Annotated in this window: 19 protein-coding genes and 1 other RNA gene; 13 read left to right on the plus strand and 7 right to left on the minus strand. The window is 37.7% G+C overall.

Annotated features, from left to right (window positions below; all coding sequences use genetic code 11):
* Positions 1 to 36: 36 nt before the first annotated feature.
* From murD to DV415_RS03395, 10 genes are all read left to right on the plus strand, one after another.
* Complete coding sequence (gene murD / locus DV415_RS03350) at positions 37 to 1350, plus strand: UDP-N-acetylmuramoyl-L-alanine--D-glutamate ligase (protein ID WP_118791502.1); 1314 nt, start codon at positions 37 to 39, stop codon at positions 1348 to 1350.
* 22 nt (positions 1351 to 1372) lie between these two features.
* The gene (gene ftsW, locus DV415_RS03355; RefSeq protein WP_118791501.1) at positions 1373 to 2557 is read left to right on the plus strand and encodes a putative lipid II flippase FtsW; all 1185 of its coding nucleotides are present in this window, start codon (positions 1373 to 1375) and stop codon (positions 2555 to 2557) included.
* An 11-nt stretch (positions 2558 to 2568) separates the two neighbouring features.
* Positions 2569 to 3624 carry an undecaprenyldiphospho-muramoylpentapeptide beta-N-acetylglucosaminyltransferase gene (gene murG, locus DV415_RS03360; RefSeq protein ID WP_118791500.1) on the plus strand — a complete coding sequence of 352 codons (1056 nt, stop codon included), beginning with the start codon at positions 2569 to 2571 and terminating at the stop codon, positions 3622 to 3624.
* A 96-nt stretch (positions 3625 to 3720) separates the two neighbouring features.
* A complete protein-coding gene (murC, locus tag DV415_RS03365) occupies positions 3721 to 5148 on the plus strand; it encodes a UDP-N-acetylmuramate--L-alanine ligase (RefSeq protein ID WP_118794415.1) in 1428 nt (475 codons plus the stop codon).
* 85 nt (positions 5149 to 5233) lie between these two features.
* Positions 5234 to 6154 carry a D-alanine--D-alanine ligase gene (locus tag DV415_RS03370; RefSeq protein WP_118794416.1) on the plus strand — a complete coding sequence of 307 codons (921 nt, stop codon included), beginning with the start codon at positions 5234 to 5236 and terminating at the stop codon, positions 6152 to 6154.
* Positions 6154 to 6918, plus strand: coding sequence for a cell division protein FtsQ/DivIB (locus DV415_RS03375; protein WP_118794417.1), 765 nt, complete (start codon positions 6154 to 6156; stop codon positions 6916 to 6918). The genes DV415_RS03370 and DV415_RS03375 overlap by 1 nt, the downstream gene beginning before the upstream one ends.
* Before the next feature lie 15 nt (positions 6919 to 6933).
* Positions 6934 to 8211 (plus strand): cell division protein FtsA, encoded by a 1278-nt coding sequence (gene ftsA, locus DV415_RS03380; protein ID WP_118789065.1) that lies wholly within the window; start codon positions 6934 to 6936, stop codon positions 8209 to 8211.
* Positions 8212 to 8294: 83 nt separating this feature from the next.
* The gene (gene ftsZ, locus DV415_RS03385) at positions 8295 to 9557 is read left to right on the plus strand and encodes a cell division protein FtsZ (protein WP_118782132.1); all 1263 of its coding nucleotides are present in this window, start codon (positions 8295 to 8297) and stop codon (positions 9555 to 9557) included.
* Between the two features lie 43 nt (positions 9558 to 9600).
* Complete coding sequence (gene lpxC, locus DV415_RS03390; protein ID WP_005630366.1) at positions 9601 to 10518, plus strand: UDP-3-O-acyl-N-acetylglucosamine deacetylase; 918 nt, start codon at positions 9601 to 9603, stop codon at positions 10516 to 10518.
* Between the two features lie 124 nt (positions 10519 to 10642).
* Positions 10643 to 11800: a chorismate mutase gene (locus DV415_RS03395; protein WP_118790252.1), complete on the plus strand. Its 1158-nt coding sequence runs from the start codon at positions 10643 to 10645 to the stop codon at positions 11798 to 11800.
* Positions 11801 to 11839: 39 nt separating this feature from the next.
* On the opposite strand, the gene rapZ is transcribed toward DV415_RS03395, so the two are convergent.
* From rapZ to yjgA, 6 genes are read right to left on the minus strand one after another with little or no spacing between them, the layout of a single operon-like run.
* The gene (rapZ, locus tag DV415_RS03400) at positions 11840 to 12697 is read right to left on the minus strand and encodes an RNase adapter RapZ (RefSeq protein ID WP_114909296.1); all 858 of its coding nucleotides are present in this window, start codon (positions 12695 to 12697) and stop codon (positions 11840 to 11842) included.
* 15 nt (positions 12698 to 12712) lie between these two features.
* Entirely contained in the window at positions 12713 to 13207 is a 495-nt protein-coding gene (gene ptsN / locus DV415_RS03405) for a PTS IIA-like nitrogen regulatory protein PtsN (protein WP_118790253.1), read from the minus strand.
* Between the two features lie 2 nt (positions 13208 to 13209).
* Positions 13210 to 13935, minus strand: coding sequence for an LPS export ABC transporter ATP-binding protein (gene lptB, locus DV415_RS03410; protein WP_118790254.1), 726 nt, complete (start codon positions 13933 to 13935; stop codon positions 13210 to 13212).
* A 3-nt stretch (positions 13936 to 13938) separates the two neighbouring features.
* Positions 13939 to 14457, minus strand: coding sequence for a lipopolysaccharide transport periplasmic protein LptA (gene lptA / locus DV415_RS03415; RefSeq protein ID WP_046942790.1), 519 nt, complete (start codon positions 14455 to 14457; stop codon positions 13939 to 13941).
* Complete coding sequence (gene lptC, locus DV415_RS03420) at positions 14438 to 15046, minus strand: LPS export ABC transporter periplasmic protein LptC (protein WP_118790255.1); 609 nt, start codon at positions 15044 to 15046, stop codon at positions 14438 to 14440. Before lptC ends, lptA begins: the two co-directional genes overlap by 20 nt.
* A gap of 48 nt (positions 15047 to 15094) precedes the next feature.
* A complete protein-coding gene (gene yjgA, locus DV415_RS03425; protein ID WP_065246834.1) occupies positions 15095 to 15631 on the minus strand; it encodes a ribosome biogenesis factor YjgA in 537 nt (178 codons plus the stop codon).
* An 88-nt stretch (positions 15632 to 15719) separates the two neighbouring features.
* Here yjgA and pmbA point away from each other — a divergent pair, with 88 nt between their 5' ends.
* Positions 15720 to 17075 (plus strand): metalloprotease PmbA, encoded by a 1356-nt coding sequence (pmbA, locus tag DV415_RS03430; protein ID WP_118790256.1) that lies wholly within the window; start codon positions 15720 to 15722, stop codon positions 17073 to 17075.
* A 211-nt stretch (positions 17076 to 17286) separates the two neighbouring features.
* Positions 17287 to 17826 carry a hypoxanthine phosphoribosyltransferase gene (gene hpt, locus DV415_RS03435; RefSeq protein WP_005627201.1) on the plus strand — a complete coding sequence of 180 codons (540 nt, stop codon included), beginning with the start codon at positions 17287 to 17289 and terminating at the stop codon, positions 17824 to 17826.
* A gap of 55 nt (positions 17827 to 17881) precedes the next feature.
* Here hpt and nrdG read toward each other — a convergent pair whose 3' ends face one another.
* Complete coding sequence (nrdG, locus tag DV415_RS03440) at positions 17882 to 18349, minus strand: anaerobic ribonucleoside-triphosphate reductase-activating protein (RefSeq protein WP_118790257.1); 468 nt, start codon at positions 18347 to 18349, stop codon at positions 17882 to 17884.
* A gap of 128 nt (positions 18350 to 18477) precedes the next feature.
* On the opposite strand from nrdG, the gene ffs reads away from it, so the two are divergent.
* An RNA gene (ffs, locus tag DV415_RS03445) (signal recognition particle sRNA small type) lies at positions 18478 to 18576 on the plus strand.
* Positions 18577 to 18584: the final 8 nt, after the last annotated feature.

The following is an 18584-nucleotide window of genomic DNA, read 5'->3' on the forward strand; positions in this document are numbered from 1 at the left end:
TAATTTTAAAATTTATAGCAATTAAGAAGAAAGAAAATGAACGCCTATCAAAACAAAAATATTACTATCATCGGGCTTGGCAAAACAGGTCTTTCTTGCGTGGATTATCTCTTATCCCAACAGGCTAATATTCGTGTGATTGATACCCGAAAAAATCCTACTGGTGTTGATAAACTTCCTCAAAATATCCCTCTTCATACTGGTAGTTTAAATCAGGAATGGTTACTTGAAAGCGATATTATTGTTATCAGTCCAGGGCTTGCGGTAAAAACACCTGAAATTCAAACCGCACTTAAAGCCGGCGTAGAAGTAATCGGTGATATTGAATTATTTTGCCGCGCGGCGACGAAGCCAATTGTGGGAATTACCGGTTCAAATGGAAAAAGTACCGTAACTACTTTAGTTTATGAAATGGCGAAAGCTGCTGGCGTGAAAGTTGGTATGGGCGGCAATATTGGAATTCCAGCTTTGTCATTATTGAATGAAGATTGTGAACTTTATGTATTAGAGCTGTCTAGTTTTCAGCTTGAAACAACTTATAGCTTAAAAGCTGCGGCTGCAACTGTCTTGAACGTAACTGAAGATCATATGGATCGTTATGTGGATTTAGAAGATTATCGCCAAGCAAAATTACGCATTTATCATAATGCTGAGGTCGGCGTTTTGAATAATGAGGATACGCTGACTTTTGGTGAAGGTGAAAATCAAGCGAAACAAAACGTTTCTTTTGCGGAAAATACAGCAGATTATTGGCTAAAAACGGAAAACGGCAAGCAATACTTAATGGCAAAAGATGAAGTAATTTTGCCTTGTGAAGAAGCAACATTAGTCGGTCGCCATAATTATATGAATATTTTGGCGGCAACGGCATTGGCACAAGCTGTCGGTATTAATTTAGATTCAATTCGTACCGCACTTCGTCATTTCAAAGGGTTAGATCATCGTTTTCAATTAGCGCATCAAGCTAATGGTATCCGTTGGATTAATGACTCTAAAGCAACAAATGTGGGGAGTACAGTTGCCGCATTAGCAGGCCTTTATGTGGAAGGCAAATTGCACTTGTTGTTAGGCGGTGATGGAAAAGGGGCTGATTTTTCAGAATTAGCTGACTTAATTAATCAACCACACATTATTTGTTATTGTTTTGGTCGAGATGGTGCGCAACTTGCTAAGCTTTCATCGCAAAGTTATTTGTTTGATACAATGGAGCAAGCGATAGAATTTTTACGCCCAACATTGCAAAGCGGAGATATGGTATTATTGTCGCCAGCTTGTGCAAGCCTAGATCAGTTTGCCTCTTTTGAAAAGCGCGGTGAAGAATTTACTCGTTTAGCTCAATATTCAGCCTAATTTAGTCATTAATAAAAATAAGATGGAATTTTTACAAAACATCAAAAAAAATTACGATGAATGGACACGCATCACACCGCAAGGTTTGCTGTATGATCGTGCGCTATTTTGGTTATTTGTTATTTTGCTTTTAATTGGTTTAGTGGCAGTAACATCTGCATCTATTCCTTATAGCTCTCGTTTATTTAATGATCCTTTTTACTTTGCAAAACGCGATGCTTTTTATGTATTTCTTTCTTTAGCGACTTGTTATGCCATGTTGTATATTCCAACTGAAAAGTTGGAAAAATGGAATGTAAATATTTTCTGGGCAGCCGTGGTTTTATTGATAGCCGTATTATTTATCGGTACATCAGTGAATGGTGCTAAACGTTGGATTTCATTGGGGATTTTGAATTTTCAGCCAGCTGAATTTGCGAAGCTGGCACTGACTTGTTTCTTGGCAAGCTACTTTACTCGTCGTTATGATGAGGTTCGAGGTAGAAAATTTAGTGCGATAAAACCCTTTATTGTGATGGGCGTAATGGGGATGTTCCTATTAGTTCAGCCTGATATGGGAAGTACAGTTGTACTGTTTGTTATTACTTTCGGTATGCTATTTATCGTTGGTGCGCACTTTTTCCAATTTATTTTACTTGGTGCAACAGGTGTAATTCTTGGCGCTTGGTTAATCATCTCTGCTTCTTATCGTTTAAAACGTTTCACTGGTTTTTTAGATCCATTTAAAGACCCTTATGGTACAGGCTTCCAATTAACGAACTCTCTTATGGCATTTGGTCGTGGAGAAATAACGGGGGAAGGGTTAGGTAATTCAATTCAAAAACTAGATTATTTACCTGAAGCGCATACTGACTTTATCATGGCGATTATTGGTGAAGAGTTTGGCTTTATAGGCATTTTAATTGTTGTTATTTTACTCGGCTTGCTTGTATTTCGTGCGTTGAAGATCGGAAAGGAATCTTTAATGTTAGAACAACGTTTTAGAGGATTTTTAGCGTTAGGCATTGGCTTTTGGATTTTCTTCCAAGGCTTTGTTAATTTAGGTATGGCGCTTGGAATGTTGCCGACTAAAGGTTTAACCTTTCCACTCGTGAGTTATGGTGGTTCGAGTATTATTATTATGTCAGCGACTATTGGCATTTTATTACGTATTGATCACGAAAACCGTTTACTTCGCGCAGGTCAAGCACGCCTACGCGATGATTAGAGATAAAGAAGATGAAAAATAAAAAATTATTAGTAATGGCTGGTGGAACTGGCGGTCATGTTTTTCCAGCGATAGCTGTGGCCCAATTTTTACAAAAACAAGGATGGGATATTTGCTGGTTAGGTACGAAAGATCGAATGGAGGCCCACCTTGTACCAAAATATGGAATCCCGATTAGATTTATCCAAATTTCGGGTTTGCGTGGTAAAGGTATAAAAGCTTTATTAAGTGCTCCTTTTGCTATTTTCCGTGCCGTGTTGCAAGCAAAAAAAATTATTCAAGAAGAAAAGCCTGACGCTGTACTTGGAATGGGGGGATATGTTTCAGGCCCTGGTGGTATTGCTGCAAAACTTTGTGGTGTCCCGATAATTTTACATGAACAAAATGCGATAGCGGGTTTAACGAATAAATGGTTAGCTAAAATTGCAACTCGTGTATTGCAAGCATTTCCAAGTGCTTTTCCTCATGCTGAAGTTGTAGGAAATCCAGTTCGAGAAGATTTATTTAAGATACCATATCCTGAAGTTCGTTTTGCGGGGCGTGAGGAAAAATTACGTGTCTTAGTGGTCGGTGGTAGCCAAGGCGCGAGAGTGCTTAATCATACTTTACCTAAAGTAGTCGCCCAACTTGCAGATAAATTATACGTTCGTCATCAAGTAGGTAAAGGTGCGGTAGAAGAAGTTACCAAACTTTATGGTGAGAATTCAGAACAAGTTAAAATAACAGAATTTATTGATGATATGGCTGAGGCTTATGCTTGGGCTGATGTTATAATTTGCCGTTCTGGCGCATTAACTGTATGTGAAATTGCGGCAGTTGGCGTTGCAGCTATTTTTGTACCTTTTCAACATAAAGATCGTCAACAATATTTGAATGCGAAATATTTGGCTGATGTGGGGGCTGCAAAGATTGTAGAACAGGCAGATTTAACGCCTGAAATTCTGGTGAATTATTTAAAAAACTTTACTCGTGAAAATTTATTACAAATGGCTGAGAAAGCGAAAGCAATGTCGACCCCTCTCTCTGCACAGCGAGTTGCTGAGGTTATTATAGAACATTCAAACTAATTGATATTCCAAAGAATAAGAAAAACATTGCGATTTTCAACCGCACTTTTAGAATAGGCACCAATATTTTGCCAATGTGTCAAAAAGGAAAAATAAATGAAACATTCCCACGAAGAAATTAGAAAAATTATCCCTGAAATGCGTCGAGTGCAACAAATTCATTTTATTGGAATTGGTGGCGCGGGAATGAGTGGTATTGCTGAGATTTTATTGAATGAAGGCTATCAAATCTCTGGCTCAGATATTGCTGACGGCTTAGTAACTCAACGTTTAGCTCAAGCTGGAGCAAAAATCTACATTGGCCATACAGAAGAACATATTGAAGGAGCTAGTGTTGTTGTCGTATCTAGTGCGATAAAAGATGATAACCCTGAATTAGTTGCAGCGAAACAAAAACGCATTCCTGTGATTCAACGAGCACAAATGTTGGCTGAAATCATGCGTTTCCGTCATGGTATTGCTGTTGCAGGAACACACGGGAAGACGACAACAACTGCTATGATTTCTATGATTTACACTCAAGCAAAACTCGATCCAACGTTCGTTAATGGTGGTTTGGTGAAATCTGCAGGTAAAAATGCACATCTAGGCGCAAGTCGTTATTTAATTGCCGAAGCCGATGAAAGTGATGCCTCGTTTTTACATTTGCAGCCAATGGTATCTGTTGTGACTAACATGGAACCAGACCATATGGACACCTACGAAGGTGATTTCGAAAAAATGAAAGCCACCTATGTGAAATTCCTGCATAATTTGCCATTCTATGGTTTAGCTGTGATGTGTGCAGATGATCCTGTATTAATGGAACTTGTGCCAAAAGTTGGTCGCCAAGTGATTACATATGGTTTTAGTGAACACGCAGATTATCGCATTGAAGATTATGAACAAACAGGTTTTCAAGGTCATTACACAGTGATTTGCCCAGATAATGAACGTATTAATGTTCTGTTAAATGTTCCTGGAAAACATAATGCGTTAAATGCAACGGCTGCACTTGCTGTAGCAAAAGAAGAAGGTATTGGCAATGAGGCTATTTTAGAAGCCCTTGCTGATTTCCAAGGTGCAGGTCGTCGCTTTGATCAGTTAGGTGAGTTTATTCGTCCAAATGGTAAAGTTCGTTTAGTTGATGACTATGGTCATCACCCAACAGAAGTGGGCGTAACGATTAAAGCCGCACGAGAAGGATGGGGAGATAAACGTATTGTGATGGTTTTCCAACCTCATCGTTATTCTCGTACTCGTGATTTATTTGATGATTTTGTACAAGTGCTTTCGCAAGTGGACGCATTAATTATGCTTGATGTGTACGCAGCAGGAGAAGCCCCAATTGTTGGGGCTGATAGTAAATCTCTTTGTCGTTCCATTAGAAATTTAGGAAAAATCGATCCAATCTTGGTTTCTGACACATCACAATTAGGCGACGTTCTTGATCAAATTATTCAAGATGGCGATTTGATTTTGGCACAAGGTGCGGGTAGCGTAAGTAAAATCTCTCGTGGCTTAGCTCAATCTTGGAAAAATTAAGACTTTTATAAATAGATTTTAGAAATTTGAGATGGTCTTATCTATTAATTAAGGCAACCAGAATAAGATATATAAGTAGGATAAAATGAATTTAAAACAAGAAAAAATTGTAGTGTTATTAGGCGGAACATCCGCTGAGCGTGAAGTTTCTCTTAATTCAGGTAAAGCGGTATTAGAGGCTTTATTAAATCAAGGTTATGATGCTCATCCTATTGATCCTAAAGAATATAATGTTGCCAATCTTAAAAAGGATGGTTTTCATCGAGTGTTTAATATTTTGCATGGCCGAGGTGGTGAAGATGGCACAATGCAAGGTTTATTAGAGCAAATTGGTTTACCTTACACTGGTTGTGGAGTGATGGCTTCCGCATTAACTATGGATAAAATGCGTACAAAAATGTTGTGGAAAGCATTTGGATTACCTGTAGCAGATATGGAAGTAGTAACCCGAGAAACCTTTGCTGAATTAGACGCTCAGGCTGTAGTGGTAAAACTAGGTTTACCATTAATGGTGAAACCTTCTTTAGAAGGATCTAGTGTTGGATTAACTAAAGTTAAAACAGTGGATGAGCTAAAAAGTGCGGTGGAATATGCACTTAAATTTGATAATACGATTCTGATTGAAGAATGGTTAGCTGGCGATGAATTAACAGTGCCTGTATTGGATAGCCAAGTGCTTCCCGCTATTCGTATTGTTCCTGAAGGTGAGTTCTATGATTACAATGCGAAATATATTTCTAATAATACTCAATATTTCTGCCCAGCAGGTTTAACGCCTGAGCGTGAGCAAGAGTTAGCTCTATTAGTAAAACGCGCTTATGATGCAGTGGGCTGTCGCGGTTGGAGCCGTATTGATGTCATGTGCGATGCGAAAGGTGATTTTCGTTTAGTTGAAGTGAATACGAATCCAGGAATGACGAGCCACAGTTTATTCCCAAAATCTGCCGCAAGCGTGGGTATTTCTTTTGAACAGCTTGTTGTGAAAATTTTGGAGCTAAGTGCGTAATGAACATTCTGAAAAGGAAAACTCCACAGAATATTCGTTTTGGTGAACAAAAGCCTAAATATTATTTTCATATTCGGGCTTTCTTGGCTTTGCTTGGTATACTTTTGGCTCTTGGTATCTATTTTAATTGGCAAACGCTGCTAGAGAAAATGGATGATAAGCCTATTAGTGGTTTTGCACTGGCTGGACAAAAGGTTTTTACTACAGATGCCGATATTAAGGAAAGCTTATTAAAAATGGGCACTCTTAAAGGCTTTTGGGGGCAAGATGTTGAGCCAATTCAAGCGCAAATAGAAGCTTTACCTTGGGTTAAAAGCTCAATTGTGCGAAAAATATGGCCAAATCGTTTAAGTATTTGGATTACTGAATATCAACCAGTGGCATTTTGGAATCAGAACCAATTTGTTACTCAGGATGGCGTTGTATTCCAACTTCCAATTGAACGCTTAAAAGAAAATACTTTGCCTTATTTAGGGGGGCCTGATTATCAAAGTTTAAAAGTATTGGAAGCATGGAATCAGATTTATGCCGATTTCAAATCAAAAAATTTAATTGCAAAAGGCATGAATATTGATGAACGCGGTGCATGGCAAGTAACACTTGATAATGACATTGTGTTAAAGTTAGGTCGTGGAGAATGGAAATCTAAGCTTGAACGATTTATCACGATTTATCCGCAAGTTGATGTTCCAGAAAATAAAAAAATAGATTATGTAGATTTACGATATGCGGCAGGCGCTGCAGTGGGTATGGCTGATAAATAAAAACTAGGTGCGAAAATGGTTAAAGGTGTGGAAGCTAAAACAATTGTAGGATTAGAAGTCGGTACGTCAAAAGTTGTTGCCGTAGTGGGCGAGGTATTTCCTGATGGCGTAGTGAATGTGTTAGGTGTTGGTAGTTGCCCATCTAAAGGGATTGATCGTGGCAGTATCACCGATCTTGAAGCTGTCGTAAATTCTATTCAAAGAGCCATTGAAGCTGCTGAATCTATGGCTGATTGTCAGATTATGAGTGTCACTTTGGCAATTACTGGGGAACATATTCAAAGTTTAAATGAAAGTGGTTTTGTGCCAATTTCAGATGGCGAAGTAACACAAGATGAAATTGATTCCGCACTGCATACAGCGAGCTCCATCAAGTTGCCTGAAGGCTTATCCTTATTGCATGTGATTCCACAAGAATATGCGGTGGATCGCCAGTTAAATATTAAAAATCCATTGGGTTTGCAAGGTGTCCGTTTAAAAGCACAAGTACATTTAATCGCCTGTCATCAAGATTGGCAAAACAACCTGAAAAAAGCGGTTGAGCGCTGCGGTTTACAGGTAGATAAAGTCGTTTTTTCTGGTTTTGCAGCAACACATTCAGTATTAACCGAAGATGAAAAAGATCTTGGTGTTTGCTTGATCGATTTCGGTGCAGGCACAATGAATGTGATGGTTTATACAAACGGCGCATTACGTTTCAGTAAGGTTATTCCTTATGCAGGAAATATTGTGACTAACGATATTGCCCACGCTTGTACTATTTCGCGTGCAGAAGCTGAACGAATTAAAGTTAATTATGCAAGTGCATTTTACCCAGCTCGTTTGCACGGTGATAAAAAAATTGAAGTTGCAAGTATTGGTGGGCGAGCACCTCGTTCATTAACAAAGAGTGATTTATCCTTAATTACATCTGCTCGCTACACGGAACTTCTAGGTGTGGTGAAAGATGAATTAGATAAATTAAAGGCTGAGTTGGAAACAAAACATGTGAAGTTTGAGCTTATTGCTGGCGTAGTGATTACTGGTGGTGGAGCACAAATAGAAGATTTGAAAGAATGTGCATCTGACGTATTTAATTGCCAAGTACGTATTGGTAGCCCGCTGAATATTACTGGATTGACAGATTACGTGAATCGTCCTCAATATTCAACGGTAGTGGGATTGTTGCAGTATAACCATAGTAACAGTGATGATGATTTGATTTCAGGAAATGATGAATCTGATGACGGAGTACTAAAAACAATTTGGAATGGAATTAAAAAAATTGTGAATAAAGTGCGGTCAGAATTTTGATTATTTTAATTTTTCATCTACAATAGAGGGAATTTATATTTTATATATTTAGTCAGCTTATCTGGCAGTAACGGAGAACATCAATGCTATACCCAGAGTACCCTGAGTACGACAATTTTAACGAATCCGGCGCACTGATCAAAGTCGTAGGTGTAGGCGGTGGCGGTGGCAATGCCGTAAACCATATGGTAATGAATATGGTAAAACAAGAAATGGGCGGAACCTTTGTTGGCGAAAGTTCATTAACATCAGAGGAACACGGTCGCATAGTATTTTATGCTGTCAATACTGATGCTCAAGCATTGCGTAAAAGTCAAGTTCAACAGACCGTACAAATTGGTGGAGAAACAACCAAAGGTTTAGGTGCTGGGGCAAATCCGAATATTGGTCGTAAGGCAGCAGAAGATGATCAGGATGAAATCCGCAAAATGCTTGAAGGTGCCGATATGGTCTTTATTGCAGCTGGTATGGGCGGTGGTACTGGTACTGGTGCAGCGCCTGTTGTCGCAAAAATAGCTAAAGAATTAGGCATTTTAACTGTTGCTGTAGTGACGAAACCTTTTGCCTTTGAAGGCAAAAAACGTATGCAATTTGCAGAGCTTGGTATTAAAGATTTATCCCAATATGTTGATTCAATGATTATTATTCCGAATCAACAAATCCAAAAAGTTCTCTCTAAAAATGCTAAATTAATTGAAGCTTTTGCTGCTGCAAACGACGTATTGCGTAATTCTGTAATGGGAATTTCAGATATGATTACCTCTCCTGGTTTAATTAACGTGGACTTCGCTGATGTAAGAACGGTAATGTCAGTTCAAGGGCAAGCTATGATTGGTTTTGGTTCAGCTGTGGGAAAACCCAGTGAGGGTAGAGCAGAAGAGGCAGCTCGTCTTGCAGTACGCAATGATCTTCTAGAAAAAATCGATCTTTCTAACGCTCAAGGAATTTTAGTTAATATTACTGCTGGAATGGATTTAGTTTTTGAAGAGTTTAACATTATAGGTGAGACAATAGGTAGTTTTGCTTCTGAAGAAGCGACAGTTGTTGTTGGTACGAGTTTAGTGCCTGAGATGAGTGATGAAATTCGAGTGACTATTGTGGCAACAGGATTGGGGGAAATCGCTCCAAATGAGTCTGTTCAAGTATTGCGTCCTTCTCGTCCAGTTGAGCCAGAAGGTACAGGTCGCGTAAATATTGTGCCTGATATACATACTCGTGAGCCAGTAGAAACTCAAAAAACTCCAGCAGAAGAATACCATCGTCCGTTGGATAAACCTATCACAGATCGTTTAGAAGCATTTAAGAAAAACAGTTTCTTTAATCCTGCGCAACGTGAAGAGAATTAATTTAATTGGTTTTGAGAAATACCTGGAATATTAAGGTAGTAGAATGATTAAACAAAGAACATTAAAACAAAGTATTAAAGTAACTGGCGTTGGTTTGCATAGCGGTAAGAAAGTGACTTTAACATTACGTCCAGCTATGCCAAACACTGGTGTTGTTTACTATCGTACAGATTTAAATCCAGCTGTGGCATTTCCAGCTGATCCTAATTCAGTACGTGATACAATGCTTTGTACTGCATTAATTAATGAGCAAGGTGTACGTATTTCTACTGTTGAACATTTGAATGCTGCACTATCAGGTCTTGGTATTGATAATATCATTATTGAGGTTGATGCGCCTGAGATTCCTATTATGGATGGTAGCGCAAGTCCATTTATTTATTTGTTGTTAGATGCTGGAATTGAAGAACAAAATGCGCCTAAGAAATTTATTCGTATTAAAGAATATGTTCGAGTTGAAGATGGTGATAAATGGGCTGAATTTAAACCTTACAATGGTTTCCGTTTAGATTTCACTATTGATTTTGATCATCCCGCTATTGGCAAAAATGTTCGCAATTATGTCATGGATTTCTCTGCTCAAGCATTTGTTCATCAAATTAGTCGAGCAAGAACATTTGGTTTCATGAAAGATATAGAATATCTTCAATCTCAAGGGCTAGCATTAGGTGGTAGCCTTGATAATGCTATTGTTCTTGATGATTATAGAATTTTAAATGAAGATGGTTTACGCTTTAAAGATGAACTTGTTCGTCATAAAATGTTAGACGCAATTGGCGATCTTTATATGGCTGGTTATAACATTATTGGTGATTTTAAAGCTTATAAGTCTGGTCATGGTTTAAATAACAAGTTACTACGTGCTGTATTAGCAAATCAAGAAGCATGGGAGTTTGTAACTTTCGAAGATAAAGAACAAGTACCGCAAGGATATGTTGCGCCTGTTCAAGTATTTATCTAATCATTTTATTTTTGAAAAAGCTATATTTCTGCTAAGAAGTATAGCTTTTTTATTTTCATCGCACTTTAAATGACTAAGGCTTAAAAGTGCGGTTTATTTTTCTCGTTTTTTATAAGGGGATGCTATGAAGCTAGAATTATCTGAAATTCGCCAACAAATTACGCAAATAGACCGTAGTTTATTAAAATTGCTTTCTGAGCGTCATCGTTTAGCTTTCGATGTAGTGAGAAGTAAAGAGATCTCGCAAAAAGCTTTACGTGATGTAGAGCGAGAACAACAACTTTTACAAGAATTAGTTCAATTTTCAGAAAATGAGAATTATCAACTTGAACCACAATATATCACTTCAATTTTCCAAAAAATCATTGAAGATTCAGTATTGACACAGCAAGTCTATTTGCAGAATAAACTTAATGAACAACGTAATCAAAATTTACATATTGCTTTTTTAGGTAAGAGAGGGTCTTATTCAAATTTAGCTGCACGTAATTATGCTGCCCGTTATCAAAAACAATTTGTAGAACTAGGATGTCAGTCTTTTGAGCAAGTATTTGAAAAAGTGCAAAATGGTGAAGCGGATTTTGGTGTATTACCTTTAGAAAATACAACATCAGGCGCTATTAATGAAGTCTATGACTTGCTCCAACATACTGACTTATCATTAGTAGGCGAGCTCGCTTATCCAATTCAGCATTGTGTTTTGGTAAATGGCAAGACTGAATTAAGCGAAATCGATACTTTATATAGTCATCCGCAAGTGATTCAACAATGTAGTCAATTTATACATAGTCTTGATCGAGTACATATTGAGTATTGTGAAAGTAGCTCCCATGCAATGCAACTTATTGCAAGTTTAAATAAGCCGAATATTGCGGCATTAGGGAATGAAGATGGTGGTAAATTGTATGGACTTAGTGTATTAAAAACTAATATTGCTAATCAAGAGAACAATATTACGCGTTTTATTGTTGTTGCTAAAGAACAGCGTGAGGTTTCACCACAGATACCGGCAAAAACATTATTGTTAATGACAACTTCACAGCAAATTGGCTCATTAGTTGATGCACTTTTAGTTTTCAAAAAACATCAAATTAATATGACGAAATTAGAGTCTCGTCCAATTTATGGAAAACCTTGGGAGGAAATGTTTTATCTCGAAATAGAAGCGAATATCCATCATCCTGATATTCAGCAAGCGTTGGAAGAGTTAAAGAATTGTAGTAACTATCTAAAGATTTTAGGTTGTTATCCTAGCGAGATTGTAAAACCAGTTAATTTATAAGAAAGTGCGGTCAATAGAATTATTTTTGACCGCACTTTTTTATGCCTTTTTATTTCGTTCTAAAGATTTGTGCTGAATTTGGACGATTTTCCCTTTCGCTTGAAAATATTCGCCTAACTGCTGTGCAATATAAACGGAGCGGTGTTTTCCCCCAGTACATCCAATGGCAATGGTTAAATAGCTACGATTGTTTTTTTCTAACATTGGCAACCAAGTATCAATATAGTTACGAGTGAGGTAGATAAATTCATTTACTTGCGTGTGACTATTTAGAAATTCTGCTACTGGCGCATCTAATCCTGTCATTGGGCGTAACGTTGGATCCCAATGCGGGTTAGGCAAGAAACGCACATCGAAAACATAATCAGCGTCTAAAGGAATCCCATATTTAAAGCCAAAAGATTCAACAACGATTTTTAGTTCTTTATCACTATTTCCTCGTAAAAATTCGCGTAGGCGTTCCGCAAGGGTATGAGTAGAAAGATGGGTGGTATCAATAATAAAGTTTGCGTGTTGAATTAATGGCTCAAGGTAGCGATATTCTTCATCAATTGCGGCTTCAAGAGATAGATCTTTCAAGGAAAGTGGGTGCAGACGGCGTGAATCGCTATAACGACGAATCAATGTGCCACGATCTGTTTCAAGGAAAATAATCTTTAATTGATGATATTTTTGTAAGGTATTTAGAGTTTGTTCGAGAGTATTGGCTGAATTAGGAATATTACGAATATCAAGGCTGATTGCGACCGAAGATTGGGATTGAGATAGAATATCAGTCAACTGAGGAAGTAAATCTAGAGGAATATTATCAACACAATAATATCCGGCATCTTCTAATGCTCGTAAGGCTACGGATTTTCCTGCGCCAGAACGTCCACTAATAATGATAATTTCCATAATTTCCCCTTTAAATTATTCTTGGGTTTCTTCAGGCGAAGTTTCTTCCCTATCTGAAATCTCAAAAACTTGCCAAATTTCATCCGCACTTTTGGCGGAACGTAATTGTTTTAACATATTTTTATCGGTAAGCTTTTCGATTAATGATGCCAATATAGGGGTGTATGTTTCGCACTGCTTCTCTGGAATAAGTATGGCAAAAATTAAATCTACAGGTTTACCATCAAGCGAATCATAATTAATTGGGTTATCCAATTGCATAAACATGGCAATTGCTTTGTCACATACTTCAAGAGGCATTTTCGCCTTAGGCATTGCTATGCCATTGCCTAGTCCTGAGTTACCTAGCTTTTCGCGCTCAAAAAGGGATTCAAAGCACGCTTGCTCACCTTTATCACAGTGAAGTTTTTCTTCTACAAAATGTGCGATAGATTCAAATAATCGTTTTTTGCTAGAAAAACTAACGCCCTGACGAATATTCTCAGGGCTTAATAGTTCAGTTATTTTCATTTTTATAATTTGAATTGTTCGCCCAAATAAACGCGTTTAACGTGTTCATCGTTCATAACTTGTTCTGGTGTGCCTGTTGCGATAATTTTGCCTTCACCTACAATATAAGCGCGTTCGCAAACATCAAGGGTTTCACGAACATTATGGTCAGTAATTAATACGCCTAATCCACGATTGCGCAAATCAGTAATAATTTTCTTAATATCGCTCACAGAAATAGGATCTACACCAGCAAAAGGCTCATCTAATAGAATAAACTTAGGGTTTGCAGCTAATGCTCGTGCGATTTCAACTCGACGACGTTCACCGCCAGATAATGACTGACCTAAATTATCCCGAATATGGCCAATATTAAATTCCTCAATCAACTCATCAGCTTTTTCTCGACGTTGTTGAGAGGTTAAATCTTTGCGGATTTCTAATACAGCCATTAGATTTTCATATACAGTCAAACGGCGAAAAATAGAGGCTTCTTGTGGTAAATAACCGATTCCACGTTGCGCACGATTATGCATTGGGAGTAAACTAATGTCTTCTCCGTCAATAATAATTTTACCTTGATCTTGGCGAACTAACCCGACAACCATGTAGAAGGTTGTTGTTTTCCCCGCTCCGTTTGGTCCGAGCAAACCAACAATTTCATTAGAGTTTACAGTTAAACTTACATCTGAAACAACTTTACGGCTTTTATAGCTCTTAGCTAAATTTTCAGCAGTCAGAATTGACATAAATTACTTCCCTTTAGCTTGTTGTAATTGAGATGGAATAAGGACTGTGGTTACACGTGATTTTCCATTGCCATTAGCTTTAAGTTGCTGTTTTTTCACATCGTAGGTAATTAGTTGTCCATTAATCTTACTATCAAGTTGCTTTAATTCAGCATTGTCAGTTAATGTCAAAAATTCAGTACCAAGATCATAGTGAACTTTGTTTGCTTTCCCATCCACTGGCTTACCATTATCTAGCTGTTGATGGAATGTTACTGGAGTACCAAATGCTTCTACGGTTTCTTTTTTACCTGAATTTTCAGGTGGGCGTGTAATGACAACTTTATTTGCCTTGATTAAAATTGAACCCTGAGTAATTGAAACGTTATCAGTAAAAGTGACAACACTTTTTTCCATATCTAATGATTGATTATCAGAAACAATGTTGATCGGTTGATTGGTATCATCTTTCAAAGCTAAAGCAGAGAAAGAGGTCATGATTAATGCAGCGAGTAAAATAATTTTATTGTTTGTTAATTTCATAATATGTTTTTACCTGTTCTTTTAATGTTGCAATTTGTTGGCGTAGATTGCCAATCATTTTTAAGCCTGTTGAGTTAAAATTTTGTCCGTTTATTTTCACCATTGTATCTGATGAAATATCTTGAGTTTTTAAGTTAACCTCTGCAACTTGTGTTTCGATTCGCTGTAACCGAGAAGTTGGTTCTAAACTTTCAGCAACGACATCACCCTCTAAATAAAGCATTTCATCTTTCGTCAATTTGGCTTTTTTTGCGCTAAGTTTCCAACTTTGTGATTCTAATAATTTTGCTGAATTATTTGATTTTTCAGCATTATTAGATGTAGAGACATCGAATAAGTACACCAAAGGCATTTCAAACTCAGTATGGCCATCAACTGTATAATGTTTCACTTTGTCTGCGGTCGAGAGATATTGTTTCTTACCTTCAGGGGAAAACACCGTAGTTTCCATTTTATTTCCAATATAATCTGGACTATCTGGTTTTTTTACTAAGTTTGACAAATCAGGTTTATCGCTATTTAAAGAATAAAACCATCCCAGTGAACCGAGAGCGATAAGACCTAAAATTACATTCCAACGAATATTCATATTTTTAAATTTGTTACTCGAGAAGTGCGGATAAAAATTTGATATTTTTTAATCTTCTAACATCAATGCTTTGAGCATTTGATAAATTTCTCGATAGGCTTTCGATGGTTTATTCTGCTCACGTTCTTTTTGTGCTGAACGAATAAGATTACGTAGTTGTTGACGATCTACATCGGGATAATCATTTAATAAATCGGTTAGAGCCACGTCACCTTTTTCTACTAATTCATCCCGCACTTTTTCGATTTTGTGCAGCATGGCCTGCTGTTGGTTATGTTTATTTTCGATTTTATCTAATGCTTCACGAATGGGCTCAACATCAATGCCTCGAAATAATTTTCCGATATACTGTAATTGACGGCGACGAGCTTCTTTTTGTAAACGCTGTGCAAGCTCAATGGCATCAAGTAAGGATTCATCAAGTGGGATTTTAGCAAGATTAGCTTTGGTTAAATTTACAATCTTTTCACCAAGTTGTTTTAAGTCTTCAGCATCGCGTTTGATTTCGCTTTTACTTACCCAAATAATTTCTTCTTGGTCTTCATCTTCCCAATCGAAAGCTTCTTTTTTCTTACGTTTCGCCATAATTTCTCTCAACTAAAATTTGGCGCGTATTTTAGCACAAAGTTTCAAAATAATATAAAATGTGACAAATTTTTAACGGGAAAAAATAATGAAAATAGCCGAAAATCAAACCGCACTTTTGAAAGCTCAAGAACAAGAATTACGTCAAGCAGTTAGCTTTGCTGTTGAATTAGCAACAAAATCAGGCGCGAGTGCAGAAGTCGCGGTCACTAAAGTGAGCGGATTGTCAGTATCCACACGTTTGCAAGAAATTGAAAATGTTGAATTTACTAATGATGGTGCATTGGGGATTTCCGTTTATATGGGACAACAAAAAGGCAATGCATCAACATCAGATTTAAGTGAAGGCGCTATTCGAAACGCAGTAGAAGCCGCACTTGCTATTGCAAAATATACTTCACCCGATGATTGCACAGGCCTTGCGGATAAGGATTTAATGGCTTTTGAGGCACCTGATTTAGAGCTTTATCATGCTGCTGATGTGAATGTTGATAAAGCAACAGAACTTGCACTTCAGGCTGAAAAGGCGGCTTTAGAGGCGGACGAGCGTATTATAAATAGTAATGGTGCAAGTTTTAATTCTCATACAGGCGTGAAAGTGTATGGAAATAGCCATGGCATGTTGCAAAGTTATTTATCAAGCCGTTATTCCTTATCTTGTTCGGTTATTAGTGGCGTAGAAGATGCCTTAGAAAATGATTACGAATATACGATCTCTCGTGAATTCGATAAACTCCAATCGCCAATTTGGGTTGGTGAAAATTGTGCAAAGAAAGTCGTTTCTCGTTTAAATCCTCAAAAATTGAGTACACGAGAAGTGCCTGTCATTTTTTTAAATGATGTTGCAACTGGTCTTATTTCTCACTTTGCTGCTGCAATAAGTGGTGGCAGTTTATATAGAAAATCGAGTTTCTTGCTCGAACATTTGGGTAAACAGGTCTTACCTGATTGGTTCAATATCAGTGAGAGACCACATTTATTACGTCGTTTGGCTTCAACGCCTTTTGATAGTGAAGGTGTTCGTACGCAAGATCGTGAAATTGTTGAAGGTGGAATATTACAAACTTATTTAGTGACAAGTTACAGTGGTAAAAAACTCGGTATGCCAAGTACAGGGCACGCTGGAGGCATTCACAACTGGCTTGTTAAGCCAAATTTGGCTGGTGGATTGACCGCGCTTTTACATCAAATGGGAACTGGATTGTTAGTAACGGATGTCATGGGACAAGGTGTCAATATTGTTACGGGCGATTATTCGCGTGGTGCATCAGGTTTTTGGGTGGAAAATGGTCAAGTTCAATATCCAGTCGCCGAAATTACCATTGCAGGGCAATTACAAGATATGTTGAAGAATATGGTTGCTGTAGCGGATGATATAGAGCATCGTTCTAACATCCAAACTGGTTCTATTTTGTTAGATAAGATGAAAATTTCAGGAAATTAAAAAATATTTTTAAAATTGAGAATTATTCTTATTGACAATAACTAAATGTCTGCTACTATACGCACATCTGTTAAGCGATTGCAGGTTGCTCCAACAGGTAGAGTAGAAAGTAAATTCGTTAGGGTTCAAAAAGGCTGAAGGTTTAAACTTCAGCCTTTTTTTTGTAAAATAGCAAACGATTTTATCCCCTGTCATTTCATAAGGAAACACAATGAAAAAACACCACGTTGACGTTTTAATTTCAGAGAACGATGTTCATGCTCGTATTGCTGAATTAGGTGCTCAAATCACAAAATTTTATCAAGAAAAACAGATCGATAGCCTTGTTGTTGTGGGGCTTTTACGTGGTTCCTTTATGTTTATGGCGGATATCGTTCGTCAGATAAATTTACCTGTGGAAATTGAATTTATGACAACTTCAAGTTATGGCACAGGTATGACCACTAATCACGACGTTCGTATTACCAAAGATTTAGACGGTGATATAAAAGGTAAGCACGTTTTAATTGTGGAAGATATTATTGATACGGGCTATACATTGGAAAAAGTGCGTGATATTTTGAATTTGCGTGAGCCTGCGAGCCTTGCAATTTGTACTTTGCTTGATAAACCTTCTCGCCGCGAAGTGGAAGTGCCTGTTGAATGGGTTGGTTTTGAAATTCCTGATGAATTTGTGGTGGGGTATGGTATCGATTACGCACAACGCCATCGTAATTTAGGCTATATCGGTAAAGTTGTTTTAGAAGAATAATTTGATTTTATTGAAAAGTGCGGTTGAAATTTTAAATGAATTTTTAGCCGCACTTTTATAACTTAAATCGATGAATAATTTGATTTGCTGAACCTCGCCAAACTAAACTTGGGTCTGCCTGTTCTTGAATAAACTTCCCATCAATTAACACATCAATATAAGGCAAAATAGCACGTTGTTGTTCATCTAATTCATCTAGTTTATAACCCGTCCAAACCCAGATGTCTTTATCGGGACATTCTCGTTTTACACGTTGCACAAAGGGCAATAATGTTTCTACGTTAAGGGGATGAAGTGGATCGCCACCTGAAAGCGTCAACCCTTGGCGTTTAATGCGTGTGTCTTTTAAATCATTGATGATTTGTTGTTCCATTGCTTCATCAAATAGTACACCCGCTGAAAATGACCAACTTTTTTGGTTATAGCAACCTTTGCAAGCATGCGTACATCCACTGACGAAAAGTGTGCATCTTGTACCTTCGCCATTGATCACATCGGTCGGGTAGTATTGGAGATAGTTCATTTCATAAAAATCCTAAAAATGTGGCTTAAATTCTCGCCAAATTCACCGCACTTTTTAATTAATCTTTGCAATGCGGCGGTAATTTCTGCATAATAGCGCGCAATCGCATTGCGATATCAATGGAAACCTTCTCGGTCTCTCGCAACGGTGTCTGGTTTACTCGGTCAGGTCCGGAAGGAAGCAGCCAAAGTCGGAATTACTGTGTGCCGAGAAGAAGCTGGGAAGGTTTCCGCCC

This window comes from Haemophilus haemolyticus (genome assembly GCF_003490595.1).
In the GTDB taxonomy this organism is placed as follows: Bacteria; Pseudomonadota; Gammaproteobacteria; order Enterobacterales; family Pasteurellaceae; genus Haemophilus; species Haemophilus haemolyticus_L.